We start from the raw sequence: 24,131 nt of genomic DNA, 5'->3' as shown, positions 1-24,131 counted from the left end.
TGAGTTTGGGCCACTTGGTTGTCGACGACCCCGAGGCGGTGGATGTGACTTGGGAGTTCGCGTTAAACGGCAGGGTCACGTCAGTGGAGAGTGGTTTCCTGAAGGACTGGAATTACTACTCAACGGTTTCGGTCAGTTGCATGGTTTCGGTCGATGTTGGAGCGGTGCGCAACGAGCTTTCGATTTCAGAGGAAACGAGACTGGGCTGGGTATTGGTCGCTAGATGCTCAGGCTCACCAGTCATCAGTGCAAGTAGGCCGTTAGACGTCGCGGGCGGATCTCAAGAACTACGCATGGAGTTGTCGGGCTCGTCGCTCGGCGGCGTTCTCACCGTGGAACTCACCATGGTCACACTGGACGTTCCCACTTTCGTGACGTCCCCATTTGCTCCTTCGAAACTTGGTCACGTCGTATTGTCCAGAGAGACGCGTCTGACGTTGGAAGGCAGCGGAGGTCAAGTGCCCATTCTTCCCGTGTCGTTCGCGGGTCAAGGCATCACTAATCCGTCCACTGCGATGTGGTGGCTGAAGGTCATGAGTCGCGACCTGCATGCTTCGGCGGACGCAGTCCTCTGGTTGTGGCTCAATACCGACAACAAGCTGTTGCAGCCACTCTTGGAGCGCCCCGATGGTGACGTGGGGACAACATGGATGCATCTGCTCCGGACCGATTTCGTGCGACAGCTATTGCGTGAGGCACTCGCATCCGAAGAGATCGACACTAGTGAGCAGTATCCCGAAGGGTCCCTCGGGGAGCTCCTAACGTCCGTCGTTAATCTGATCGCGCCGAGTATCGCCGTTGCGAGGGCTAAGTTTGAAGAGGACCCAGGGCGTGTAGAAACGGAACTACAGGCGATCGTGAATAAGGTGGCAAATTGAAGCCTCAGCTCAAGTGCTATCCGCGCTACACCTTCGCGCATGGCGCGCTGCTCTGGGACGAACTTCGTGTGAAGAGCATGGACGAGTTGTCGGCATATGCCGCTACCGCCACGACGGCGGGGGCACTCTTCTATCCGATGGCCAGTGCCCGGTGTTCGGATGACGACCTCAGGCGAATACGAATGAAGTTGGTAGCCCTAGCCGAGGACTATGGGTTCCCTAGGGAGGTCAGCCGGTCCGACAAGACGAGATTCGACCGTGCAGCGGTAGGGGTTCTCCACGATTCCATGGGCATACTTCCTGCTGACGCCGCCTGCAACGAAGTTTGGATTTTCCTCAATGTGCGGCTTTTGCCCGACATCATGGTCTGGCGCTATGGGTCTCCAGGAATGGGCGAGGCCGACTGGCGAGTCTCCATCGACCGAATCTTCACGTTCAACCGCAGTACTTTCGGTCGGCTTTGGTGGCGCGCCCAACTACTGGGCACGTCGCAAGCTTCCCAGCTTGCGGAAGACGAAGCGGTTCAGATTGTCGAACGTCCGCGCATCGCAGGTTACCCCAGGCTCGCCGCTGCGATAGCGAGGCGCCACATTGAATCCACGGCCTCGTCTCAGCGTATGGAACTACTTCGAGACGTGATGAAGCGATTGACCCGTCGGCTGGCCGTAGTGAGCATTTTCGTAATGGACGAGTCGCAGATTCGGCTCTTCGTCGAGGAGGTCTTCACGGAGAGCGAGGAGGCAATGGCACTAGCTAATACCTCATAATCGTGGCAATGCGTTCACCGATTAACTTAGCCAGTAGTGGTGGGACGGCATTTCCGACCTGCGTGAATTGCTGGGTGCGGTTGCCCAGAAAGATGTAGTCGTCCGGGAAGGTCTGTAGCCTGGCCGCCTCTCGAACTGTCAGGCTGCGCATTTGGGCAGGATCCGGATGAATGTAATAGTGCCCATCTTTCGCAATGTGCGACACGATCGTGGTCGATGGTTCGTTCGCAACTTGCACACGGAATCGATCCGCGAACGGCACAACGAGAGCGTCTATGTTTTTGTGCGCGGGCCACAGGGATCGGTCAAGCTCACGAACCTTGACGCTGCGGCCCCGTTCCTTCGACATGCCGCTCATGACGCCATAACGCAATAGGTCTTTCGTCATATGGCCGCGGGACTCGTGGTTCCAAGTCGGAAGGTCCTTAACGAGTATCGGTCGCACGAACGAGAAGTATTCGCGCAACGAAGCGTTCTCGACGTCATACTGGGCCTTCGGCCGTTCCTTCGAACTCGTAGGCCACGGCCCGGAAGCTTCGAACCGGATGTCTTGGGCGGCGAGAAGTGTGCGCACACTGTCCGAGAGGGTGGCCCATAAGTCCCCATGGGCGTCGATGCCGCGGGAGACGCTCGAGCGTAGCTTCGGCAAGTCGGAGATGGCTTGCCCAACAGAGACGCGATCGCGTTGTTCGAGCACTGCGGGCGCAGAGAGTCCGCTCCCACGACGGACGCCGACGATAATAACCCTATGCCGCTTCTGAGGGACGCCGTAGTCTTCTGCCCGGATGAGAAAGTCCTGACCCTGGAGTCGTGCAAGGTCAGACTTGACCATGGAGTAGAGCTCATACTCAAGGTCGTCACTCGGCTTTTCCAAGTCGCCACGGATGAGATCAAACATGTTCTGCCCTCTGTTGGTCGAGGAGAGCAGTCCTTTTACATTTTCCATGACGAAAACGGTTGGTTTGTGAGCCCGAATTATGTGCAGATATTCCCTGTATAGGAAGTGCTTGTGGTCGTCCTGAAAGGCTTCATCATGCGTCCTGCGAGAACGACCTGCCAGGGAATAGGCTTGGCAAGGCGGCCCTCCGATTAGTACCCACGGCTGCTCCCTCGCGGCGCCGAGGGCCTCGGAAATTATCGCGTCCGAATCTGGGCGATTGTCCGGTCCGAGTTCGAACTCATGCACCTCTCTGGCTGCATGTTTGTGGCTTAGTTTAAAATCTTCGTTCTCCATCAGTTCGTGGAGTGAACTTCGGTTGGCCAAGAAGTCGTTCAGAGCCGACTGTGACCCGGCAACTGTTCGGCGATAGTGCCGCATGGCGCTTCTAAAGCGCAGCGTGCGTACAGCCGACTTCTCCATTTCTATCGACGCTACTGTACGAAAAATATGGTTGCCGGTCTCATCAAGGACGCTAGAGAATCCTTCGTTAAGGCCGCCGGGGCCGGCGAATACGTCAATAACCGGTATCACCGGGGGACCTCCTAATGTCCTAATGTTGCCCCTTTAAGTTACCAGGTGATTCCGACGATGCGGCGCGTCCCGATCTCCGATCAGGACGCCACAGGGCATTTTGATGGCTGTACACACTTGTATGGCCGAGACCCACTCAGTTCTCGTCACCGGCCACCATCCCTGCTCAACCCAGGACAAATATGCTCCGGAGCGGAAAACCTCGAGTCCACGCACAGCAGCTTCATCAAGGTCTACGCTCGAACACACGCCAGCGACCGAGCCGATCGCGCTTGAGGTGCTCGAGGCGAAGGCGTCCCAGTACCGGCAGGCGCGTCGCCTAAGGCGGCGGACCAGTCCATCGTGGAGGTCACGCGGGCGAACCGGTAGGTCTACTTTCAGGGGTATCACGTGTCGCTGCCGACGACTTTCACCGGGCGCGAGTTTCACCGCACGATCACCGACGACGAGTTCCTACTGTCGGACATCGCCAGCGGCGAGGTCGTGTTCTTCTTCCCCTTGCCGATGATGGCGCTGCAGGTGCGAGGCGGCTATGTGTTCTAGTACACCATCCAAGGCGTTGAGATGGCGCATCCGACCCCGAATTGGGAGCGGAAAGGAGCGGAGATCTGTGCCCAGTCCGCCCGGCGCAGAGGCCAAGTCCCGTAGATCTTCAATGCCGGATACATTATCGACGGGGCGCCCGCGCCGTGCCGGTTGTTGTCCACGAAGTGTTGAGCTCCGGCGTCTCCGAAGCCGGGATGTCTAGCGTCCACAATGTGACGAGATCTCATACCAACTCGCCGGACTGGCGCTACCAACTTCAGCTACGCGCCAACTCAGCCACAGGTAAACCCACGACCCACGCAAGTTAGCTTGGAGGCCTGTGTTCGAGGTACTTGGTCACGACTTCCGCGATGCGCTCATGGGCGAGGTCTCGACACGGCCCGCGGCATCCCCGGGAACACAGCCATGGACTGCTCGCTCGATCGCATAAGCACGCGAAACGCGCCCCCGGCGACGTCTTCCGACCCGGGGGAGTAGGCGGCCAAGAGGTCCTTCGACGCTGCCGCGGCGGCGGCGAGGAGCAGCCTCACGTGGGGCATCGGCGAGGAATCGTTATTGGGAACGACGACACTCATGGCCGCCACGACGTCGTTGTTCACGCCGCGCACCGGAACGGCGATGCCGCGCGCGCTCTCGTGGAGGAAGCCGTCAGCCACCGCGAAGCCGTCGTGCCGGATCCCGTCCAGCAGTGAGCGGAGATCCGCCGGGCGGTGCACGGTGTTATGGGTGTAGGCCACGAGTTCCGACGCCAGGATCTCCTCCTGAAAAGCGGTGGGGGAGTGGGCCAGCAGCACCTGGCCGCTGCTCGAGGCATGCAGCGGCAGGCGCCCGCCGATGACCGTGAAGTTGACCACCGCCTCGCGGGTGGAAAGGCGCTCGAGGAACAACACGTCGCGCCCATCCAGAACCCCGAGTTGCGCGTGCTGCCTGACCCGGGAATGGACGGCCAGCAGGTGCGGCTGGGCGATCTCCCGCAGACCCACGGCGCCCGGGGTCTTCGATGCCAGCTCCCAGAGCCGCACCCCCAGGCGGTAGGTGCGGTCGGGCTGGCGCTCCAGCAGTCCCAGCTGGACCAGTTCGGCCACCAGTCGGTGCGTCGTTGTCAACGGCAGACCGCTGCGCGCCGAGAGCTGCGAGACGGACAGGAACACGGCATCCAGGTCAAACGCGGCGAGCAGGTCCATGGCGCGGCTCAACGACGAGCGGCCGGCGGAGGAATTGGCCATCTCTTCCTTTCAACGGAAAGACACCTGTTGGGCGAGTGTGACCCACAGCATAGTGGTGCGCATCAGCAACCGCCTGGCGACAGGCCTCCGGAAGGACAAAGATGTCTTCTCACCGCGCCACCCGCAATGCCCTCCTCGCCGTCGGCAGCTCGGCCCTCCTCCTTGCGCTCTCGGCGTGCGGCGGAGACGCCCAGCCGGCCGCCGGGTCCGGCGAGGCCGAGACCTACCAGGTCGGCTACTTTCCCCTGGTCCACACGGCCACGGCCGTGCACGCGGACCAGGACGGGCTCTTCGAGGCCCAGGGTCTCGACGTCGAGCTGGTGCAGACCCAGGGCGGAGCGGCGGCCATCCCCGCGCTCGTCTCCGGCAGCATCGACTTCGCCTACACCAACTACACGTCCGCACTCCTGGCCGTCCAGCAGGGCCTGCCGATCCGCCTGGTGGCGGGGAACGACGTCGGAGACTCCGACCACGGCATCTTCGTCGCCGCGGATTCCGGCATCGAGGACGTCGCGGACCTCCAAGGCAAGACCTTCGCCGTGAACAACCTCCAGAACATCGGCACCGTGGCCGTGAACTCGCTTCTCCGCGACGCGGGCCTGGCGCCCGGCGACGTCAAGTTCATCGAGATGCCCTACCCGGACATGCAGGTGGCCCTCGAGAAGGGGGTCGCCGACGCGGCCTGGCAGGTGGAGCCTTTCCAGGCCGGCGCCGAGGCGGCCGGTTTCAGGAAGATCGGCGACATGTTCGACGGATCCATCGCCGACATGCCCGTGGCCGGGTGGGTCACCACCGAGCAGTTCGCCCAGCAGAACCCGGAGGCCGTCGCCGCGTTCCAGGAGGCCATCACCGCCTCCACGGAAGACCTGCAAGGGGACCGGGAGGCGCTCGTGGAGTTGGTGCCGACCTACACCAAGGTGTCCGCCGAGGTGGTCGAGGCGATCGAGATGCCGCGTTTCGCCGGGGAGCTGGACCAGGAGCAGCTGCAGAAGGCCGCGGACCTGATGCAGGAGTACGGCATCATCGATGCCCCGCTCGACGTCGCGCCGTTGCTGGCCGCGAAGTAGCGGGGGCCGACGAATGAAGGGAACAGCGATGGCCCGGACCGCCCGGAGCGCGGCCGAGGCCCCGGCGGGCGTCCCCCGCCTGGACCTCGACCCGTTCAGCGACGACTTCCTCCGCAACCCCTACGCCGGACACGCGGCCATGCGGGACGCCGGACCCGTGGTGTGGCTGGAGCGCTACCGTGTGTACGCCGTGGCCAGGCACCAGGAGGTGTCGGGCGTTCTCGCAGACCACGGCACGTTCGTCTCCTCCCGCGGGGTCGGCCTCTCCGACTTCGCGAAGGAGAAGCCGTGGCGCCCGCCGTCGCTACTACTGGAGGCCGACCCGCCGGAGCACACGGCAGCCCGCCACGTCGTGACCAGCATCCTCAACCCCAAGCTGCTGCGGACCCTCAAGGAGGACTTCCAGTTGAAGGCCGACGCGCTCGTCGCCGAGGTCGCGGCCAGGGGAGAGGTCGACGGCGTGCACGACCTCGCGGAACGCTACCCGCTGCAGGTCTTCCCCGATTGGGTGGGACTCTCGCGGGAGGGACGCGAGAACCTCCTGCCCTACGGGTCGATGGTCTTCAACACGTTCGGCCCCATCAACCACCTCTACGAGAAGGCGATGGAGCGCGGCTCGCGGGCGGCCGGCTGGATCATGGAGCAATGCACCCCGGGCAACATCGAGCCCGGCGGGTTCGGGGCGCAACTGCACGCCTCGGCGGCCGCGGCCGGCTACACCGAGGAGGACCAAGCCCGGCTGCTGCGGTCTTTCCTGTCCGCGGGCGTCGACACCACCGTCCACGGCATCGGCTCGGCGCTCCACTGTCTGGCCGCGAACCCGGAGCAATTCCGGCTCCTGAAGGACAAGCCCTCGCTGGCGCGGGCCGCGTTCGAGGAAACCATCCGGCACGCCTCGCCCGTCCAGACGTTCTTCCGGACGGCGGACACGGACACCGAGGTGTCCGGTGTGCCGCTCCCCGAGGGCGCGAAGGTCCTGATGTTCCTCGCCGCGGCGAACCGCGACCCGCGCCAGTGGGAGCGGCCGGACGAGTTCGACATCACCCGCCGCGCCGGCGGCCACGTCGGCTTCGGGTTCGGCGTCCACGCGTGCCTCGGCCAAATGCTGGCCCGGCTCGAGGGCGAGTGCCTCTTAGGTGCCGTCGCCCGGCTGGTGGACCGGATCGAACTGGCCGGCGAGCCCGAAATCCAACTCAACAACACGCTGCGCGGTCTGGAACGCCTTCCGCTGCGCCTGACCCCCGCGGCCTGAGGGCCGCCGTCGACCGAAGGAACGGAACCGTGTCCCCACTGACCACCACACCCCAGTCCGCCACCACACGCCAGTCCGCGACCACACCCCAGTGCACGACGCCGGAGCCCGGCATCCAGCGGCGCCTCACCTACCTCCAGCCGGACGGAACGTCCGCGACCGTCGAGGCCGATCCCGGGCACACCGTGATGCGAGCGGCGCTGGCGAACAACGTCGAAGGCATCGTCGCCGAGTGCGGGGGAAACGCCATGTGCGCCACCTGCCACGTCTACGTCGACCCAAAGTCCGACGCACTCCTGCCGCCCGTGGGCGCGAACGAGGACGAGCTGCTGGACTGCACCGCGGCCGAGCGGCGCAGCGGGAGCCGACTGTCCTGCCAGCTGCCGGCGGTCGACGGCCTGACCGTGCGTGTGCCGGAGTGCCAGCAATGAGCGGGCACACGGGGCCCGGGATCCTCATTGTCGGGGCCGGCCAGGCCGGTGTCGAACTCGCGGCGGAGCTCCGGGCCGCCGGATGGGATGCGCCCATCACCCTCGTGGGGGAGGAGGCCCGCCACCCGTACCAGCGGCCGCCGTTGTCCAAGGGCTGGCTCGCGGGAGACCAGACGAACCAGTCGATCGAACTGCGGGGCCCGGAGTGGTTCGAGGCGAACCGGGTCGGACTCGTCACCGGGGAACGGATCCTGCGGATCGACCGGAAGCCGGACGGGTCGGGAACGGCGACGACCGCCGGAGGGCGCGCACTAGCGTTCGACCGGTTGGCCCTGGCCACCGGCGCCTCCCCGCGCCGGATTGTCTGCCCGGGCGCGGACCTCGCCGGGGTGCACTACCTGCGCACCGCCGCCGATGCCGCCGCGCTCGCCGAAGACCTGGCCGGCGCCACCTCCGTTGCCGTGGTCGGCGGCGGGTTCATCGGCCTGGAGGTGGCCGTGGCCGCGCGCACGGCGGGAGCCAGCGTGACCGTACTCGAGGCGGCGCCGCGTCTGATCGGCCGGGCCGTGTCGGAACAGACCAGCGGGTTCTACCTCGCGGCGCACCGCCGGAGGGGCGTCGAGGTGGTCTTGGATGCGCGGATCGAGGCGTTCGAGGGTGCGGAAGGCCGCGTCGCCGGCGTCCGGATCGCGGGAACCTCCGGCGAACCCGGGGGCGAGGCACAGCCGAGGATCGTGCCCGCCGACGTCGTGGTGGTCGGGATCGGCGTCGTGCCCTCCACGGCGCTTGCCGAAGGTCTGGGGCTGGACGTGGACAACGGGGTGGTCGTCGACCGGCGCATGCTGTGCTCGGACGGGACCACCGTGGCCGTCGGGGACTGCGCGAACATGCCGTTGCCGGGAGGTGCCCGCGGCGGCCTGGCCAGGATCCGGCTCGAAAGCGTGCCCAACACGGCGGAGCAGGCGCGGGTCGCGGCCGCCACGTTGATGGGTCTCGACGCCACCTACGATGCGGTGCCGTGGTTCTGGTCCGATCAGGGGGAACTCCGGCTGCAGATCGCGGGGCTCTCCGTCGGCCACGACCAGGTGGTGCTCCGCGGCGTGCCGGACAGCGAGCGCTTCTCGGTCCTCTACTACCGGGACGGACTCATCCTGGCCGCGGACTGCATCAACAGCCCGCGGGACTTCATGGCCGTGAAGACGGCGTTGCGCACCGGCGGCCGACTACCCGCCGGGCCCGCCGGGGATCCGGCCGTGCCGCTCAGGGACCTGCTCAAGCAGCCGGCGGTCGTCTGATCCGGGGCGCCGGCCGCGGAGGACGGCCGTAGGATCGGGACAACGCTCTTGCCCAGATTCGCCCGCACCGCCGCCGACGGAGGACTCCCGTGCACAGCAGCACCGAACCAAGGACCGGACCGACAAACGGACAGCCCGCCCCGACGAACGTCGCCGAGCTCGTCGGCCGGACGCTGGCCCGGCTCGGGGCCGGCCACGCGTTCGGCGTCGTCGGGAGCGGCAACTTCTCGGTCACCAACGCGCTGCGGCGCCACGGCGTGCCGTTCACGGCGGCCCGGCACGAGGGCGGGGCGGCGACCATGGCCGACGCCTACGGCCGCATGTCCGGCCGCGTCGGCATCGTCACCACGCACCAGGGCTGCGGGCTGACCAACGCGGTCACCGGGATCGGCGAGGCCGCCAAGAGCCGCACCCCCATGATTGTTCTCACCGCGGACAGCGCGGCCGCGGCCGTCCGCTCCAACTTCCGGATCGACCAGGACGGCCTGGCCCGCAGCGTCGGCGCCGTCGCCGAGCGCGTCCACTCGCCGGCCAGCGCCGTCGCCGACACCGTCCGCGCGTACCGCACCGCGGTCAACGAGCGGCGCACCGTGGTGCTGTCCCTGCCCATCGACGTGCAGGCCGCCCCGGTGCCCGCGGAGGCGGGCACCGGCGTCGTACGCCTTCCGGCACCCCGGCCGGTGCGGCCGGCCGAGGAGTCGGTCGACGCGCTCGCTGACCTGATCCGCGCCGCGGAGCGCCCCGTGTTCGTCGCCGGCCGCGGCGGGCGCTGCGCCGGCCCCGAGATCGCCGCCCTCGCCGAGGCGAGTGGCGCGCTGGTGGCGACGTCCGCCGTCGCGCACGGGCTCTTCGCCGGCGACCCGTTCTCCCTCGGCATCTCCGGCGGGTTCTCCTCGCCCTACAGCGCCGCGGCCATCGCGGGCGCGGACCTGATCGTCGGCTTCGGCTGCGCCCTGAACATGTGGACCATGCGCCACGGCGCGCTGATCGGCCCCGCGGCGAAGGTCGCCCAGGTCGACGTCGAGGACGCGGGCCTGGGCGCGAACCGGCCCATCGACCTCGGCGTGCTCGGCGACTCCGCGCGGACCGCGGCCGCCGTGCACGCACGCCTCCGCGCCGCCGGCCACCGGAGGACCGGGCTGCGCACCGGGGAAACGCGGGCCGCGATCGCCGCGCGCTCCCGCTGGAACAGCGAGGACACCCCGGACCTGTCCACCGCGCTGAGCATCGACCCGCGCGTGCTCAGCCGCGAGCTGGACCGGCTGCTGCCCGCCGAGCGGATCGTCTCGATCGACTCCGGCAACTTCATGGGCTACCCCAGCGCGTACCTGTCCGTCCCGGACGAGTTCGGCTTCTGCTTCACCCAGGCGTTCCAGTCGATCGGGCTGGGCCTGCACACCGCGATCGGCGCCGCAACCGCCCGCCCGGACCGGCTGCCCGTCCTGGGCGTGGGCGACGGCGGCTTCCTCATGGCCATCTCCGAGCTGGAGACCGCCGTGCGCGAGCGGATCCCGCTGGTGGTGATCGTCTACAACGACTCCGCGTACGGCGCCGAGGTCCACCACTTCGACGCCGACGAGACCGACCTGGAGGTGGTGCGCTTCCCGCCGGTGGACCTCGCGGCGATCGCCCGCGGCTACGGCGCCGCCGGGCTGACCGTGCGCCGCGTCGGCGACCTCGCCGGGGTGACCACGTGGCTGGCGGGCCCGCGCGAGGCGCCGCTGGTGATCGACGCGCGCATCGCGTCCGACGGCGGAGCGTGGTGGCTGGCCGAGGCCTTCAGGGGGCACTGAGGCCCGGGCCGGTCGCCAGTTCCCCGAACATGTGATGTGCTGTATCCGATTGGCACCGTCCCACGTCCGCACCTCGGCCAGCAAGGATCATGAACACTTTGGAGAAGGGCATCTTCCCGTTCGGGCTGGGCCGGCTCAACGACGAGTCGGTCTCCAAGCGGGCCGACGGCGTGGTGCGGCAGCTGGAGATGGCGATCGACGTCGGACTGCTCATCGAGGGGCAGCGGCTGCCCAGCGAGGCGGAGCTGGCCGGGGAGCTGGGGGTTTCGACCGTCACGCTTCGGCAGGCGCTGACGATCCTGCGGGACAAGGGCCTGGTGGTGACGCGGCGGGGACGGGCCGGCGGAAGCTACGTCCAGGATTCCAGCTCCATCGGCGCGGAACGGGCCGAGGCCCAGCTGCGCGCCGCCAGCACCGAGGAGCTGCGCGACCTCGGCGACTTCGCCGGTTCCGTCAACGGCGCCGCCGCCCGGCTGGCCGCCGGGCGCGCGCTCCCCGAGGAGGTGCACCGGCTCGACGAGCTGGCCCGGCACTTCGCGGACGCCCCCAGCGCGGACGCGCGGCGGCGCGCGGACAGCCGGTTCCACATCGAGCTCGGCGTGGTGGCGCAGTCGCCGCGCCTGACCGCGCTGATCGTCCAGGCGCAGGGGCGGGTGGTTCCGCTGCTGTGGGTGCCGGGGAGTCTGCCGTCGGACGAGGCGGTGCGCGACCACGCGCGGATCGTGGAGTGCATCCGCGACGGCGACGCCGAGGGCGCCCAGCGGCATGCGGTGGAGCATTGCGAGCGGGAGGCCCGGGTGCTGATCGGCCGCCACCTGGCGTTGGCGACGGCATGAGCGGGGAGGCGCGGATGGTGGACACCGGGAACGACGACGTGACGAGGCTGTCCGGGGAGATCGCGGGCCACTTGCGGCTGACCCTGGACGAGCTGGGCGCGGTGCGGGAGAACGTGCGGCGGCTGCTGGACGGGGTCCACGCGGAAGGACGCCGCCCGTCCCGCGTCGACCTCGGCGGCATCCGCGGGGAGCTGCAGGCGTGCCTGGGCCGTCCCGGCCACCCGATGGACGGCGTCGGGGTGGCGGCCGCCGTCGGGTACCTCGCGGACGGCGACTACTGGCTCGAGTGGTGGCGCCACGACCGGCGGGGCGGCCTGGAGTTCGTCGCGCACAGCCTCAGTCCCCGCAGCGACCTGTTCTACGACTATTCGGCGCGGAACTGGTTCTCCGCGGCGGCCGCGTCCGGCCGCACGGAGATCGTGGGACCCTACGTCGACGTCGGCGGCACCAACGCGTACACCGTGACGGTCTCCGTCCCGATCGACACCGACCGGGGATTCGCCGGGATCGCCGGCGCGGACATCGCCGTGGCCCGGTACGAGCGCCTCCTGCTGTCCGCCGGGTGCGCCGCGCCCGTCGTGCTGACGAACGCCGACCTGCGGGTCATCGCGTCCAACCGTGCCGAGTACCTGCCCGGGGACCTGGTGCGCGCCGACGGCGCGTGGGGGAGCCTGGACGTGGCGGCGGACGTGTTCCCCGCCGGCGCGGCCTGGAAGCTGTTCTCGCCCGCGCTGCCCTGACGCGCGCCGGTCAGGGGCTGGCGAGCTTTTCCCGGTCCTTACGCGAGAGGTGGGTCCCCTCCAGGTACTCGCCCTCGGTGATGGTCCCGTCCTTCCGGTCCTTCGCCTCGAGGACGCGGGTGTAGGGCAGGGCCAGCCAGAGGGCGAGGAAGATGCCGATGACGCCGCCGGCCAGCTTGCCGACGATCAGCGGGAACACCATGTTCGGCTGGAAGTTCGCGCTGAAGGCCAGGTGGTCCCCGAACGTGAAGGCCGCGCAGACGGCGAAGGCGATGGCCAGCACCTTGTCCCGCGGGGGCATGAACCGCACGACGCGGAAGAGGGCCAGGATGTTGGCCGCCGCCGCGAGGATTCCCGCGGCGCCCTCCTCGCTGAACCCGAGGTGCTTCCCGACCCTCTCCAGCGGCACGGCCAGCCACGTGCGGATGGCGTAGACCATCGGGAAGGCGCCGGCCAGCATGACGCCGATGTAGCCGGCGACCTCCAGGGCGCGGAACTGGTCGTCGGCGTCCGCGATGAACGGCGCCAGCGGCCAGGGCCCGAGGACGTCGAAGACGCCGGTGAAGTACTGGACGATCGACAGCGCGAGGGCCAGCTTGATCAGCGCGTCCAGGACCCGGCCGAAGCCGATGAAGACGCGCACCATGATCCGCGAGAAGAAGCGCAGTCCCGCGGCCAGCGCCACGACGACGATGGCGAGCGGCACCAGGTTCAGGAGGATGTCCCCCAGCGGCAGGTTGAAGGCGGTGTTCGACTCCGACGTTGTGGAGATCTCGTCGCGCAGCAGGGTGCCGCCGCTCTGGAGCAGCAGGGTGATGATGAAGACGGCGAAGGGGATGGCCAGCAGCCCGGCCATGATGCCCAGTGCCATGTACTTGTGGTCGCGCTTGTCGAGCATGGCCAGGCCCACGGGGATCGAGAAGATGATGGTCGATCCCGCGGTGAGGCTGACGGCGAAGGCCATGATCCAGGCGCCGTGGCCGCCGGCGGTCTCGAAGGCCAGGTGGTAGCCGCCCATGTCGCCGGCGATGAGGGTGGTGGCGGCCAGGGAGGGGTCCGCGTGGAACCACGCGTAGACCGGCGCCAGGTAGGTGGTGATGAGGTCGCTGAGGATGGGGATGAACACCATGATGCCCGCCACGGGCAGGAAGATGGGCCCGATGGAGTAGATGCCCTCCTTGAACTCCTTACCGAAGCCCTTGTCGTCGTCGATGATGGCGGAGACGGCGCCGATGAGCAGGAACGCCATCATGATGTAGATGATGACCTGGCCGATGATTTCCATAGTCGCTACCGGTGACTTTCGGTCGGGGCCGGCGCCCGCGGGGGCGCCGGCCGACGTGGTGGGAGGGGCGTTAGCCGAGCAGGGCGCGGGTGTGGTCGTTGAGGAAGATCCCGCGGGGATCCAGCTCGCGGCGCACCGACAGGAAGGCGTCGAGCTCCGGGTACAGGGCCTCGAGGCGGCTCCGGGTCATGAAGTGGATCTTGCCCCAGTGCGCGCGGGCGTCGAACCGCTCGAGCTCGGCGTCGACGTCGCGCAGGTAGGGCCAGTAGTTGGTGCCCGGGGCGCCGGAGACCGAGATCACCGTGGTGTCGCGCTGGTGGAAGGGGGACAGGTAGGCGTCGTCCCGCTGCACCCAGCGGACCTCCATGGGGTACTTCTGGTCCGGGTGCGCCGTGCGGATGAGCTCCTGGACGGCCGCGACGGCCTCCATGCCCCGTTCGGCGGGAACGTAGTACTCCATCTCGTGGAAGGGGATCATGAAGCCGCCCGGGTAGATCCGGTAGGAGCGGTCGCGGCGGGCCCCCTCGGTGGGGTCGATGCCGGCGTCGTCCATGTCGACGGCGTTGTACCTCTTCGTGTAGCTGCGGTTGGTCATGGGTTCGCCGGCCGGGGTCGGCAGCTCGTAGAGGCCCGCGGACTCCTCGCCCGGGCACCAGAGGAACGAGTAGTGCCGGTTGCCCGCGATGTCCTCGTCCCACGTCGCGCGGGTTTCCTCCCACGTGGGGTAGGTGACCCGCTCCTGGAGGTAGTACCGGTCCACGACCTGCAGCTCGACGTCCAGGAAGATGCCAAGCGTGCCCAGCGCCACCTGTGCCGCGCGCAGCTCGCGCAACTGGTCCTCGCCGTATTCGACGATCTCCCCGTGGCCGTTGATGAGCCGCACCCAGCGCAGGGCGGAGGAGAAGCAGCCCAGCTCGATGCCCGAGCCGTGCGTCGCGGTGGAGAGCGCCCCGGAGATCGACTGCTTGTCGATGTCTCCCTGGTTGGCCAGGCCCAGCCCCTGGTCCCAGAGGGTGTCGCCGAAGTCGCTGATGACCGTCCCGCCCTTGGCGCGGGCGCGGCGGCGCGCGGTGTCCGTTCCGGTGACGCCGCTGAGCCCGGACAGGTCCATCAGCATGCCGCCGGTCTGGACGAGGGGCGTGAAAGAGTGACCGGCGCCGACGGCGCGGACGGACAGGCCCTCCTTGATCGCGAAGCGGACGGCGGCCAGGGCCTCGTCGTCGGTGCGCGGGCGGACGGTGTAGGCCGGGGTGGCACTCTGGTTGCCGCCCCAGTTGGACCAGGCCTTCTCCGTCTCGAACGGAAGGGGCGGTGTCAACCGGTTCCGCGGGGGATTCGTGGGGGCAGGGTGGATGTCGGTCATGGGATTCTCCTGTGGGGGCGGGGGGCTTCGGATGCCGGGCGTGGGCGTCAGGCGCCGTGGTTGAACATGACGTGCTTGGTGCGCGAGAAGTCTTCGAGGGCGTAGAGCGAGAGGTCCCGTCCGTAGCCGGATCCCTTGAATCCGCCCCACGGGACCTCGCAGGCCAGCGTGAGGTGGCTGTTGACCCACACGGTGCCGAAGTCCAGCCGCCGCGGGACCGTCATCGAGCGGGCGGCGTCGGTGGTCCACACGGACGCGGAGAGCCCGTAGGGCGTCTCGTTGGCGCGCCGGACGGCCTCCTCGTCGCTGGCGAAGGTCTCCACCGAGACGACGGGGCCGAAGACCTCGGTGGCGGCGATCCCGGCGCCGGCCGGGACGCCCGTGACGACGGTCGGCTCGATGAAGTAGCCGGGGCCCTCGATGGGGCGGCCGCCGACCGCGAGGTGCAGCCCGTCGGCCTCGGCCCGCTCCAGGGCGCCCCTGACGCGCTCGAAGTGCTCCCGGGAGATCATGGGGCCGACCTCGACGTCGTCCCCGGCCCCGGGCGCGCCGACGACGATGGACCGGACCTCGGCGACCAGCAGCGCGGTGAACTCCTCGGCGACCGACTCGTGCACCAGGACGCGGCACGCGGCTCCGCATTCCTGGCCGGCGTTCCAGAAGCCCGCGGCGCGGACCCCTTCCGCCGCCGCCTTGAGGTCCGCGTCCGGGAAGACGACGACGGGCGCCTTGCCGCCCAGCTCCAGGTGGACCCGCTTGACGCTGCCGGCGGCGGTGGCCGCGACCTTCTGGCCGCTGCCCACGCTCCCGGTGATGGCGACCAGGTCGACGTCGGGGTGTTCCGCCAGGCGCTGCCCGACCACCGGCCCCGTCCCGGTGACGATGTTCAGCACGCCGGCCGGCAGCACGTCGGCGATGAGCTCGGCGAGCTTCAGCGTCGACAGCGGCGTCTGTTCGGACGGCTTGAGCACCAGGGTGTTCCCCGTGGCCAGCACGGGGGCGAGCTTCCAGGCGGCCATCAGCAGGGGGTAGTTCCACGGGGTGATGATGCCGACCACGCCGACCGGCTCGCGCAGGATCACCGAGGTGTGGCCCTTCGCGTACTCGCCGGCGGCGAGGGACGTCAGCGTCCGGGCCGCGCCGGCCGTGAAGCGGAAGGTGTCGATGACGCTGGTGATGTCGTCCTCGGCCACGGCCTCCGGCTTGCCGGTGTTGAGGGACTCCAACGCCTCGAGGAACGCGCGGTTCTCCTCGACGATGCCCGCGATGCGGTGGAGCGCGTCGGAGCGCTCCTTGGGCGTCGTCGCGGCCCAGCCGTCCTTGGCCGAGACCGCGGCGGCGACGGCGGCGTCGACGTCCTGGGCGCTTCCCGCGGCCACGGTGGCGATCACGGTCCCCGTGGCGGGGTTTTCCACGTCCAGGGTCCCCGGACCCGTACCGGGGACGAACGCCCCGCCGATGAAATGCCCCGCGGGCGGCAGGCCCGCGCCGGATTCCGGCGGCGTGGTCGGACGTCGGACGGAGAAGCGAGCGGTCTCGGCAACAGTCATGGGAAGCGCCACCTTGTGCGGGTTCGGCCGTCCGGGATGCCCGACGGCGATGTGTGGTGTGGGTCACTCCATGGTGGCACGCGCCGCGCAGCTAGGCAATAAAAAGTATCTTTATATGTTTTAGAGGTATGCGGAACCCGAACCGGCGCCCGGGACCGGGGGAGCGAGGCGGCGCGGCGTCTCAGCCCGCGGAACCCGCCGACCCGGGCGACGCCGCGCGCTTCGGCTGCCCGCCGAGCCGGAGGCCGATCTGCGCGGCGGCCGCGGCGCACGCGCGGCCGAGGTCGGCGAGCTGTTCCTCCGGCACGCGGTAGAAGGGCGCGGCCACCATGACCGCGGCCACGACCGTGCCGCGGTGGTCCAGGATCGGGGCCGCGACGCCGACCTCCTCCGGGGAGGTCTCGCCGTAGTTGCAGGCGTAGCCGAGGTCGCGGACCGTGGCGAGCCGCTCGAGGTAGCCCTCGACCGTTCCGGGCGCCGCGGCGTCGGGTTCCGCCGCGTTGAGTTCAACGGTCCCGTCGGCGAGCATCCGGCGCGCCCGGGCCTCGTCCTCGTGGGCCAGGAAGACCTGCACCGTGGCGCTGAGCGCCGTGGCGTAGCGGCTGCCCATGGGGGAGGTGTGCTTGACCTGCCGGTTGCTGGGGATCTGCTCGACGGTCACGGATTCCGCGCCGTCCCAGACGTTGAGGGCCACCGTCTCGCCCGTGGACTCGGCCAGTTCCTGGAGCGTCGGGAACGCCACGCGGCGCACGTCGAGGTTGGCCAGCAGCGGCCCGGCGACGGCGATCAGGCCCATGCCGAGGCGGTACTTGCGGGAGAGCTCTTCCCGCTCGACGATGCGCTCCTGCTCCAGGGTCGCCAGGATGCGCGAGATGCTGGACTTGTGCAGCCCCACCTGCGCCGCGATCTCCGTGACGCCGAGCAGGGGGGTGTCGGTCGTGAAGCAGCGCAGCACCTGCACCACGTTGACGATGACCGAGGCGTTCCGCGGCTCGGTGCGCGTGTCGCTGTCCTGGCTGGGCATGCTTGACTCCTCGGTGTCGCCGCGTGGGGGCGGCGGGCCGTCGGCCCGCCGCCCCCGAACCGCGGGGAACAGTCCCCGGCTTGCTAGCAGGGGATGATGTTGTGTTCCGGCCCGAAGCCGAACTTCGTGATGTTCTCGGCGCCGTCCTCGTTGACCACGAGGATATCGTGCTCGCGGTAGCCGCCGGCGCCCGGCTGTCCGTCCAGGACCGTGATCATCGGTTCCATCGACACCACCATGCCCGGCTCCAGGACGGTGTCGATGTCCTCGCGCAGCTCCAGCCCGGCCTCGCGGCCGTAGTAGTGGCTCAGGACGCCGAAGGAGTGCCCGTAGCCGAAGGTGCGGTTGGCGAGGAGTCCGCGGTCGACGAAGATCTCGTTGAGCTCGGCCGCGATGTCCTTGCAGACCGCCCCGGGCTTGATCAGCTCCAGGCCGCGGCGGTGGACCTCCACGTTGACGTTCCACAGCTCCAGGCTGCGCTCGTCCGGCTCGCCCAGGAACAGCGTGCGCTCGAGCGCCGTGTAGTAGCCGCTGGTCATCGGGAAGCAGTTCAGGGACAGGATGTCCCCGCGCTGGAGTTTCCGCGTGGTGGCCCAGTTGTGCGCGCCGTCGGTGTTGATGCCGGACTGGAACCACACCCAGGTGTCGCGGATCTCGGAATCCGGGAACGTCCGGGCGATCTCGTGGACCATGGCCTCGGTGCCGATCAGGGCGACCTCGTACTCGGTGATCCCCTCGCGGATGGCCGCCTTGATGGCCTCGCCGCCGAGGTCGCCGATGCGCGCGCCGTGTTTGATGACCTCGATCTCCTCGGCGGACTTGACCATGCGCTGGCGCATGGCGTCCCGGGACACGTCGACCAGCGTGGCGCCGTCGAACGCGGCCTGGATCTTGTTCCGGTTGTCCAGCGGCAGCGAGTCGTCCTCCACGCCCAGCCGGCGGGCGGCGACGCCGCGCTGGCGCAGGGCCTCCTGCAGGCCGAAGTAGAAGTTGTCGCGGCGCCAGTCGGTGTAGACGATGTTCTCGCCGTAGCTGCGGCGCCACGGCATGCCGGCGTCGATGTTGGCCGTCACGGTGACGGAGTCGTCGGCGGTGACGACCATGGCGTAGGACCGGCCGAAGTACGTGAACAGGAAGTCCGAGTAGTACTTGATGGAGTGGTAGCTGGTCAGCACGACGGCGTCGAGCTCCTTGGCGGCCATGATCCGGCGGAGGCCGGCGAGCCGGCGCTCGAATTCGGCGTCGGAGAACGTCAGCGCCTGCTTGGTGCCGTTGTGCAGGACCTTCAGCCGCTCGAGTTCGGCGACGGTGTTCGGGGTGGTCGGGGTCATGGTGTGCTCCTTCTGGGTGGTGTGGCCACGGTGGCCGGGTATCGGGCTGCGCGGGAAGTCGGGCAGCGCGGGGGAGGGGGTTGGTGGGGTGCGGGGCTACGCGTGGCGCAGCGGCTTCCGGCTGGTCTCGGCGGAGAGGGCGACGGCGACCAGCGAGATCGCCGCGGCGCCCATCAGGTACCAGCCGGGGGCCAGGTTGCTGCCGCTGGTCGCGATCAGCCACGTCGCGACCAGCGGGGCGGTGCCGCCGAAGATCGCGTTGGACAGGTTGAAGCTCACGGCGAAGCCGGTGTAGCGGACCTTGGTGGGGAACATCTCCGCCAGGAAGCTCGGCAGCGTGCCGTCGTTCAGGGTGAGCATGGCGCCCAGGAGGACCTGGACCAGCAGGATCACCGCGAAGCTCCCGGTCCCGAGCAGGTGGAACGCCGGCACGGTGAGCACCAGGAACAGGATGGACGCGCTCATGAGCACCTTGCGGCGGCCGTAGCGGTCGGACAGCATCCCGGTGAGGAAGATGAATCCGATGTAGGTGGCCAGGGCCACCGTGGTGGCGACGTAGGACAGCGTGGTCTCCAGTCCGACCTCCTGCGAGAGGTACGTCGGCATGTAGCTGAGGATGACGTAGAAGCCGACGGCGTTCAGCAGCACGGCGCCGCAGGCCAGCAGCAGGTCGCGCCAGTGCTTGCGGAACAGGTCGCCGACGGGCGCCTTGACGGCCTCGTCCTCCTGCGCGATCTCGCGGAAGGCCGGGGTGTCCTCGAGCTTCGTGCGGATGTACCGGCCGATCAGGCCCATCGGCGCGGCGAGCAGGAAGGGGAGGCGCCATCCCCAGTCGGTCATCTGCTGGGAGTCCAGGTTCGCGGTCAGCACGGCCGCGATGAGCGAGCCGAAGAGCAGGCCGGCGGCCGTGGAGGCCGGCACGACGGCGGCGAACAGGCCGCGGCGGTGGGCGGGGGCGTATTCGACGAGGAACGCCGAGGCCCCGGCGTACTCGCCCGAGGCGGAGAAGCCCTGGACGACGCGCATGGCCAGGAGCGTCAGCGGGGCCCAGACGCCGATCGCGGCGTAGGAGGGGATCAGCGCGATGCAGAACGTGGCCAGCGACATCAGCAGGATGGACCAGGACAGCGCCGTCCGGCGCCCGATGCGGTCGCCGATGTGGCCCCACACGAAACCGCCCAGGGGCCGCACCAGGAAGGAGATCGCGAAGAGCGCGAACGTCAGCATGAGACCGGTCTGCGGGTCGGACTCCGGGAAGAAGACCGCGGTGATGGTCACCGCGAGGTAGCCGTACACGGCGTAGTCGAACCACTCGACGAAGTTGCCGATGAAGCTCGCGGTGACCACGCGGCGCCGGGTGCCGGAGGAGACGTGGTCGGGCCGCGGCTGGCCGCTCAGCGAGCGGTTGCCGTCGGCGTCGGCGTCGACCGGGGGCCGGGGCGGGGCGGACGGGGAGGGAGCGGTGCCGCTCGGGTTCTCAGACAAGGTGGACCACCAATGCTTGTGGTTGCATTCTTTGCAACGTGGTTGCATTCATATCACCATGTGCTCCGCGTCACGTCAACCCCCCTCGGTGGGCAACGCACGAGGGACGGAGCCGGCGCCCGCCGATTCCGTCCCTCGTCCCACTCTTCGGGTCCCACCGCCCGGGTCCCCTCTCCCGCGGCCTACCCCGGTGTGCCGCCCAGCTCCGCCGCGATGTCGCGGGCCAGGTCCCCGGTGACCTGGCGGAACAGCAGCCCGCCCTTGGTCGCGTCGGATCCCGCCGGCGCGGACAGGCATCCGGAGGCCGGGGTCCGGCCCGGGACCACCGGCAGGCGGTCGAACCGCGGGAGCGCGGCCGGCGGGTGGTCGACGGCCCGCCCGAGATCCACCAGGTCCGGCTCCAGGTGCAACATCAGCGACGTCTCCAGCACGCCGCCGTGCTCGATGTCCCAGCCGGGGAACCCCTCGGGGTAGACGGTGCGCAGCGTTTCCTCGGAGACGTAGTCCCAGTAGGACAGCAGGAGCACGGCCGGCCCGTCGCCGTCGCGGAGCCCGAGGTCTGCCAGGGCCAGGTCGATGCCCTCGTAGAGGAACTGGTAGTTCTCGTAGTGGCCGTTGACGAAGACGACGTTCCGCACGCCCTGGCGCAGCAGCGACGCGACGAGGTTGCGCGTCAGGCCGATGAGCGTGGCCGCGTCGAGGCTGACGGTGCCGGGCAGGTGGTTCCCGCCGCCGGACTTCTGCTGGGACTTGTAGCCGTAGGAGACCGGTTGGGCCACGAGCGAGCCGGTGGCCTCGGCCGCGGCCTCCGCGATGCGGCTGGACAGGATCGCGTCCGTGCCCAGAGGCAGGTGCGGTCCGTGCTGCTCGAGAGCGCCCACCGGCACCAGCACCGTGCCGGATCCGTCGCGCAGCCACGCGGCGAAGGTGTGCGCGTCGAGTTCGGCCAGGCGGAGGCTCCGCGGCCCGTCGGTGGCGGTCATGGGGTGCGCTCCTTCGGGCTCGGCGTGCCGTCGCCCTCGCTGTCGTCGACGCCGACGCCGACGCCCTCGAAGTCCTCGTCTCCGTCGCGGTGGTTGGGGTCGTTGACCTCGCGCTCCAGGCGCTTGATCGCCTTGTCCCGCTTGCGCAGGCGCCGGATGAGGTTGGCGATCATCAGCAGGATGACGAAGGAGAACGGGAAGGCTCCGATGATCGTGCCGGTCTGCACCGTGTCGACGACGGCGGTGCCGCCGATGGAGAGCAGCACCACCGCGACGGCTGCGATGCTCAGCACCAGCACCACGCGGAACCAGGGGCCGGCCTTCTTCGGCGCGGAGACGAACTCGGCCAGCGCGTACGTTCCGGAGTCCAGGCTGGTGATGTAGTAGGTGGCCACCAGGATCGTCGCGACCACCAGCAGCACGCCGCCGATGACGGGGATCATCTCCAGCGTCGAGAACAGCCCGCTGGAGGTGTCCGCGGCGACGTCGTCGGAGATCGAGCGGTTTGTGGCGTCGTCGTAGTAGAGGGCGGCCGAGCCGATCACGCCGACCCAGATCATGACGATCAGGGACGGGATGATGGTCACCCCGAGGACGAACTCGCGGATGGTGCGCCCGCGCGAGATGCGCGCGATGAAGCCGGCAACGAACGGGGAGAACGCGATGACCCAGCACCAGATGAAGACCGTCCACCAGCCGTTCCAGCTGTCCTGCCAGGACTCCAGCGGGGCGGTGGCGGTGGCGGCGTCGGTCCACAGGCTCATCGGGATGAAGTTGTAGGCGAACGACCCGAAGGTCTGCGAGAGGTTGGAGAGGATGTAGACGGTCGGTCCGAAGACGAAGACGCCCGCGATGAGGACGATGCTCAGGATCGAGTTCGCCTCGCTGATGCGCTTCATGCCCTTGTTGACGCCGACGAAGGCGGAGATGGCCGCCAGCCCGCCGAGTCCGCAGATCACGGCGATCCAGATGCCCGGGCCGGGGGTCACTCCGGTGAAGGTGGAGATGCCCGAGGTGAATTGCAGGGCGGCGAAGCCGAAGGACGTTGCGAGCCCCAGCACGGTCGCGATGATGGCCAGGAGTTCGACGACGACGCCGGCCGGCCGCTGGGCGCGGTGCGGCAGGATGTCGACGGTCGCCTCGCGGAACGTGAGGGTCTTGCCGAGGTTGTGGTGCGAGTAGGCGAGGCAGACGGCGACCACGCAATACATGGCCCAGGCCGTGAGGCCCCAGTGGAAGTAGGTCCAGACGATGCCGCCCTCGCCCGGGTTGGCGCCGGCCGGGATCAGCGGGCTTTCGTCGCGCAGCATGATCGGCTCGGCGACGGACCAGAAGATCAGGCCGATGCCCTGGCCGCAGGCGAAGAGCATGGAGTACCAGGCGAACTTGCTGTGCTCCGGCTTGGCCTGCGGACCCCCGATGCGGATGCGGCCGGACTTGCCGACGGCCAGCCAGGCGCACACCCCGACGGCGATGGCCGAGTAGAGGATGAAGAGCCAGGTGAAGCCCGACGTGACGAACGTGCGCATCTGGTTGATCACCTCCGCGGCCCCGTCCGGATTGGCGGTGACGGCGATGATGACGCCGATGATCAGCAGCGGCGGGAGGACCTTGATGATGGTCCGGTCCAGCGGCGGGATGTGCCGGCCGCGGAAGCGGGGCAGCTCGCCGCCGTGGCGCCGCCCGCGGCCGCCCGCGGCGGCCTGCGCGGCTTTGGACTTGGTCTGTTCGGTCTTTACCGCGTGCTCCGCGGTGGCGTCCGGATCCCCGAGGATCGGATCCTTGCCGTTGGCCTGTGGTTCGTGGATGGACATGAAGGCGACCCTTCGAAGGTCCGGTCTCTGGAGGGCCGGAATGGGCTGTGGGTGGTGGGAGCCGGCGATGTACTTGTTGCAATAAACGCAACCCGGTTGCACTCAAGAATACCGTGACCCCCCTCACAGTCAAGGGTTGGCGCCGACCTACAGCACCGAGCGCACCGTCCGCTCGAAGTGGCCGATGTGGTCGGCGGCCAGCGAGGCGGCGCGGTCCGCGTCGCCGGCGAGGATCGCGCGCAACAGGTCCACGTGCTCCGTGATGTGCCCCGAGATCGAGGGCAGGCGGTCCAGCACCAGGCACCAGATCCGCGTCGCCAGGTTGTCCAGCCGGACGAGCGATTCCTCGAGGTGGTGGTTGCCGGCGGCGCGGTAGATCAGGCGGTGCACCTCGAGGTCGTACTGCATCAGCTCGCGGCGGTCCCGGCCCGTGTCCAGGGACTCGATCGCGTCGGCCACCTGCGCGAGCTCGGCGCGGATCCCAGGGTGCGGGTTCAGCGCGGCGCTCCGGGCGGCCAGCGGCTCCAGCACCTGGCGGACCTCGGAGATCGCGGCGAGCTCCGTGATGTCCACGATGGTGGCGAAGGTGCCCCGGCGTGGATAGGAGACCACCAGATGGTCCGTCTCCAGCCGCTTGAGCGCCTCGCGCAGCGGCGTCCTGCCGAAGCCCAGCTCCGCGGCGAGGCGGGCCTCGTTGATCGGCTCGCCGGGCGCGATGTCCAGCATGATCAGCCGGTCGCGCAGGGTCCGGTAGGCGCGCTCGGCCAGCGAGAGGCCCTCGTCCGCGATGACACTGGTGCTGCCCATGGTTCCGCTCCTCACGTCCGGGAATCCGCCGCCCGGGGGTCTTGACCGTCTGTGATCCCCATCATACTATGGTTCAAACACTGATATATCAGTTGTCGACGAGCAACTATCGACGCAGGAACCACGAGGAGGATTTGATGTCACAGGCGACGATTTCCCAGCAGGGGACACCCCAACCGGCCGGCGC

21 protein-coding genes are annotated in these 24,131 nt (G+C 68.8%); 10 read left to right on the top strand and 11 right to left on the bottom strand.

Annotation, left to right across the window (positions count from 1 at the left end):
- Window positions 1-14 precede the first annotated feature (14 nt).
- Window positions 15-878 (top strand): hypothetical protein, encoded by an 864-nt coding sequence (locus ACETWP_RS16090; RefSeq protein ID WP_373973286.1) that lies wholly within the window; start codon window positions 15-17, stop codon window positions 876-878.
- Entirely contained in the window at window positions 875-1,645 is a 771-nt protein-coding gene (locus ACETWP_RS16085; RefSeq protein ID WP_373973285.1) for a DUF6339 family protein, read from the top strand. The genes ACETWP_RS16090 and ACETWP_RS16085 overlap by 4 nt, the downstream gene beginning before the upstream one ends.
- Here ACETWP_RS16085 and ACETWP_RS16080 read toward each other — a convergent pair.
- On the bottom strand, window positions 1,632-3,116 hold the full coding sequence (locus ACETWP_RS16080; protein WP_373973284.1) for a DNA cytosine methyltransferase: 1,485 nt from the start codon (window positions 3,114-3,116) through the stop codon (window positions 1,632-1,634). The two genes, ACETWP_RS16085 and ACETWP_RS16080, sit on opposite strands and share 14 nt — an antisense overlap.
- A 390-nt stretch (window positions 3,117-3,506) precedes the next feature.
- On the opposite strand from ACETWP_RS16080, the gene ACETWP_RS16075 reads away from it, so the two are divergent.
- Window positions 3,507-3,659, top strand: coding sequence for a hypothetical protein (locus ACETWP_RS16075; RefSeq protein WP_373973283.1), 153 nt, complete (start codon window positions 3,507-3,509; stop codon window positions 3,657-3,659).
- A gap of 359 nt (window positions 3,660-4,018) precedes the next feature.
- Here ACETWP_RS16075 and ACETWP_RS16070 read toward each other — a convergent pair whose 3' ends face one another.
- Window positions 4,019-4,888 carry an IclR family transcriptional regulator gene (locus ACETWP_RS16070; RefSeq protein ID WP_373973282.1) on the bottom strand — a complete coding sequence of 290 codons (870 nt, stop codon included), beginning with the start codon at window positions 4,886-4,888 and terminating at the stop codon, window positions 4,019-4,021.
- A 101-nt stretch (window positions 4,889-4,989) separates the two neighbouring features.
- On the opposite strand from ACETWP_RS16070, the gene ACETWP_RS16065 reads away from it, so the two are divergent.
- From ACETWP_RS16065 to ACETWP_RS16035, 7 genes are all read left to right on the top strand, one after another.
- Window positions 4,990-5,955 (top strand): ABC transporter substrate-binding protein, encoded by a 966-nt coding sequence (locus ACETWP_RS16065; RefSeq protein ID WP_373973281.1) that lies wholly within the window; start codon window positions 4,990-4,992, stop codon window positions 5,953-5,955.
- 28 nt (window positions 5,956-5,983) lie between these two features.
- Window positions 5,984-7,207 (top strand): cytochrome P450, encoded by a 1,224-nt coding sequence (locus ACETWP_RS16060; protein WP_373973280.1) that lies wholly within the window; start codon window positions 5,984-5,986, stop codon window positions 7,205-7,207.
- Between the two features lie 29 nt (window positions 7,208-7,236).
- Window positions 7,237-7,638 (top strand): 2Fe-2S iron-sulfur cluster-binding protein, encoded by a 402-nt coding sequence (locus ACETWP_RS16055; RefSeq protein ID WP_373973279.1) that lies wholly within the window; start codon window positions 7,237-7,239, stop codon window positions 7,636-7,638.
- Window positions 7,635-8,933, top strand: coding sequence for an NAD(P)/FAD-dependent oxidoreductase (locus tag ACETWP_RS16050; protein ID WP_373973278.1), 1,299 nt, complete (start codon window positions 7,635-7,637; stop codon window positions 8,931-8,933). The genes ACETWP_RS16055 and ACETWP_RS16050 overlap by 4 nt, the downstream gene beginning before the upstream one ends.
- A gap of 89 nt (window positions 8,934-9,022) precedes the next feature.
- Window positions 9,023-10,726: a thiamine pyrophosphate-binding protein gene (locus tag ACETWP_RS16045; protein ID WP_373973277.1), complete on the top strand. Its 1,704-nt coding sequence runs from the start codon at window positions 9,023-9,025 to the stop codon at window positions 10,724-10,726.
- Window positions 10,727-10,815: 89 nt separating this feature from the next.
- Window positions 10,816-11,562 (top strand): FadR/GntR family transcriptional regulator, encoded by a 747-nt coding sequence (locus ACETWP_RS16040; protein WP_373973276.1) that lies wholly within the window; start codon window positions 10,816-10,818, stop codon window positions 11,560-11,562.
- The gene (locus tag ACETWP_RS16035; RefSeq protein ID WP_373973275.1) at window positions 11,559-12,302 is read left to right on the top strand and encodes a cache domain-containing protein; all 744 of its coding nucleotides are present in this window, start codon (window positions 11,559-11,561) and stop codon (window positions 12,300-12,302) included. The genes ACETWP_RS16040 and ACETWP_RS16035 overlap by 4 nt, the downstream gene beginning before the upstream one ends.
- 10 nt (window positions 12,303-12,312) lie before the next feature.
- On the opposite strand, the gene ACETWP_RS16030 is transcribed toward ACETWP_RS16035, so the two are convergent.
- The 9 genes from ACETWP_RS16030 to ACETWP_RS15990 form a co-directional block, all read right to left on the bottom strand.
- On the bottom strand, window positions 12,313-13,587 hold the full coding sequence (locus tag ACETWP_RS16030) for an ethanolamine utilization protein EutH (protein ID WP_373973274.1): 1,275 nt from the start codon (window positions 13,585-13,587) through the stop codon (window positions 12,313-12,315).
- Between the two features lie 70 nt (window positions 13,588-13,657).
- On the bottom strand, window positions 13,658-14,950 hold the full coding sequence (locus ACETWP_RS16025) for a D-arabinono-1,4-lactone oxidase (RefSeq protein ID WP_373973273.1): 1,293 nt from the start codon (window positions 14,948-14,950) through the stop codon (window positions 13,658-13,660).
- A gap of 47 nt (window positions 14,951-14,997) precedes the next feature.
- Window positions 14,998-16,500: an aminobutyraldehyde dehydrogenase gene (locus ACETWP_RS16020; protein WP_373973272.1), complete on the bottom strand. Its 1,503-nt coding sequence runs from the start codon at window positions 16,498-16,500 to the stop codon at window positions 14,998-15,000.
- 181 nt (window positions 16,501-16,681) lie between these two features.
- Complete coding sequence (locus tag ACETWP_RS16015) at window positions 16,682-17,524, bottom strand: IclR family transcriptional regulator (protein ID WP_373973271.1); 843 nt, start codon at window positions 17,522-17,524, stop codon at window positions 16,682-16,684.
- 83 nt (window positions 17,525-17,607) lie between these two features.
- Window positions 17,608-18,855: a M24 family metallopeptidase gene (locus ACETWP_RS16010; protein WP_373973270.1), complete on the bottom strand. Its 1,248-nt coding sequence runs from the start codon at window positions 18,853-18,855 to the stop codon at window positions 17,608-17,610.
- Window positions 18,856-18,951: 96 nt separating this feature from the next.
- On the bottom strand, window positions 18,952-20,253 hold the full coding sequence (locus ACETWP_RS16005) for an MFS transporter (protein ID WP_373973331.1): 1,302 nt from the start codon (window positions 20,251-20,253) through the stop codon (window positions 18,952-18,954).
- Window positions 20,254-20,522: 269 nt separating this feature from the next.
- Window positions 20,523-21,323: a creatininase gene (locus tag ACETWP_RS16000; protein ID WP_373973269.1), complete on the bottom strand. Its 801-nt coding sequence runs from the start codon at window positions 21,321-21,323 to the stop codon at window positions 20,523-20,525.
- Entirely contained in the window at window positions 21,320-23,137 is a 1,818-nt protein-coding gene (locus tag ACETWP_RS15995) for a BCCT family transporter (RefSeq protein WP_373973268.1), read from the bottom strand. The genes ACETWP_RS16000 and ACETWP_RS15995 overlap by 4 nt, the downstream gene beginning before the upstream one ends.
- Before the next feature lie 147 nt (window positions 23,138-23,284).
- On the bottom strand, window positions 23,285-23,944 hold the full coding sequence (locus ACETWP_RS15990; RefSeq protein WP_373973267.1) for a GntR family transcriptional regulator: 660 nt from the start codon (window positions 23,942-23,944) through the stop codon (window positions 23,285-23,287).
- Window positions 23,945-24,131: the final 187 nt, after the last annotated feature.

It is taken from the genome of Arthrobacter halodurans (assembly GCF_041877255.1).
Classification (GTDB): domain Bacteria; phylum Actinomycetota; class Actinomycetes; order Actinomycetales; family Micrococcaceae; genus Arthrobacter_N; species Arthrobacter_N halodurans.
This window is presented reverse-complemented; position numbering and strand designations above follow the sequence as displayed.

Excerpts from the sequence above, each read along its gene's own strand:
- ACETWP_RS16020 (WP_373973272.1), bottom strand. The coding sequence starts at position 16,500 with ATGACTGTTGCCGAGACCGCTCGCTTCTCCGTCCGACGTCCGACCACG.
- ACETWP_RS16065 (WP_373973281.1), top strand. The coding sequence starts at position 4,990 with ATGTCTTCTCACCGCGCCACCCGCAATGCCCTCCTCGCCGTCGGCAGC.
- ACETWP_RS16050 (WP_373973278.1), top strand. The coding sequence starts at position 7,635 with ATGAGCGGGCACACGGGGCCCGGGATCCTCATTGTCGGGGCCGGCCAG.
- ACETWP_RS16010 (WP_373973270.1), bottom strand. The coding sequence starts at position 18,855 with ATGACCCCGACCACCCCGAACACCGTCGCCGAACTCGAGCGGCTGAAG.
- ACETWP_RS16035 (WP_373973275.1), top strand. The coding sequence starts at position 11,559 with ATGAGCGGGGAGGCGCGGATGGTGGACACCGGGAACGACGACGTGACG.
- ACETWP_RS16060 (WP_373973280.1), top strand. The coding sequence starts at position 5,984 with ATGGCCCGGACCGCCCGGAGCGCGGCCGAGGCCCCGGCGGGCGTCCCC.
- ACETWP_RS16000 (WP_373973269.1), bottom strand. The coding sequence starts at position 21,323 with ATGACCGCCACCGACGGGCCGCGGAGCCTCCGCCTGGCCGAACTCGAC.
- ACETWP_RS15990 (WP_373973267.1), bottom strand. The coding sequence starts at position 23,944 with ATGGGCAGCACCAGTGTCATCGCGGACGAGGGCCTCTCGCTGGCCGAG.
- ACETWP_RS15995 (WP_373973268.1), bottom strand. The coding sequence starts at position 23,137 with ATGTCCATCCACGAACCACAGGCCAACGGCAAGGATCCGATCCTCGGG.
- ACETWP_RS16030 (WP_373973274.1), bottom strand. The coding sequence starts at position 13,587 with ATGGAAATCATCGGCCAGGTCATCATCTACATCATGATGGCGTTCCTG.
- ACETWP_RS16025 (WP_373973273.1), bottom strand. The coding sequence starts at position 14,950 with ATGACCGACATCCACCCTGCCCCCACGAATCCCCCGCGGAACCGGTTG.
- ACETWP_RS16070 (WP_373973282.1), bottom strand. The coding sequence starts at position 4,888 with ATGGCCAATTCCTCCGCCGGCCGCTCGTCGTTGAGCCGCGCCATGGAC.
- ACETWP_RS16015 (WP_373973271.1), bottom strand. The coding sequence starts at position 17,524 with ATGCCCAGCCAGGACAGCGACACGCGCACCGAGCCGCGGAACGCCTCG.
- ACETWP_RS16040 (WP_373973276.1), top strand. The coding sequence starts at position 10,816 with ATGAACACTTTGGAGAAGGGCATCTTCCCGTTCGGGCTGGGCCGGCTC.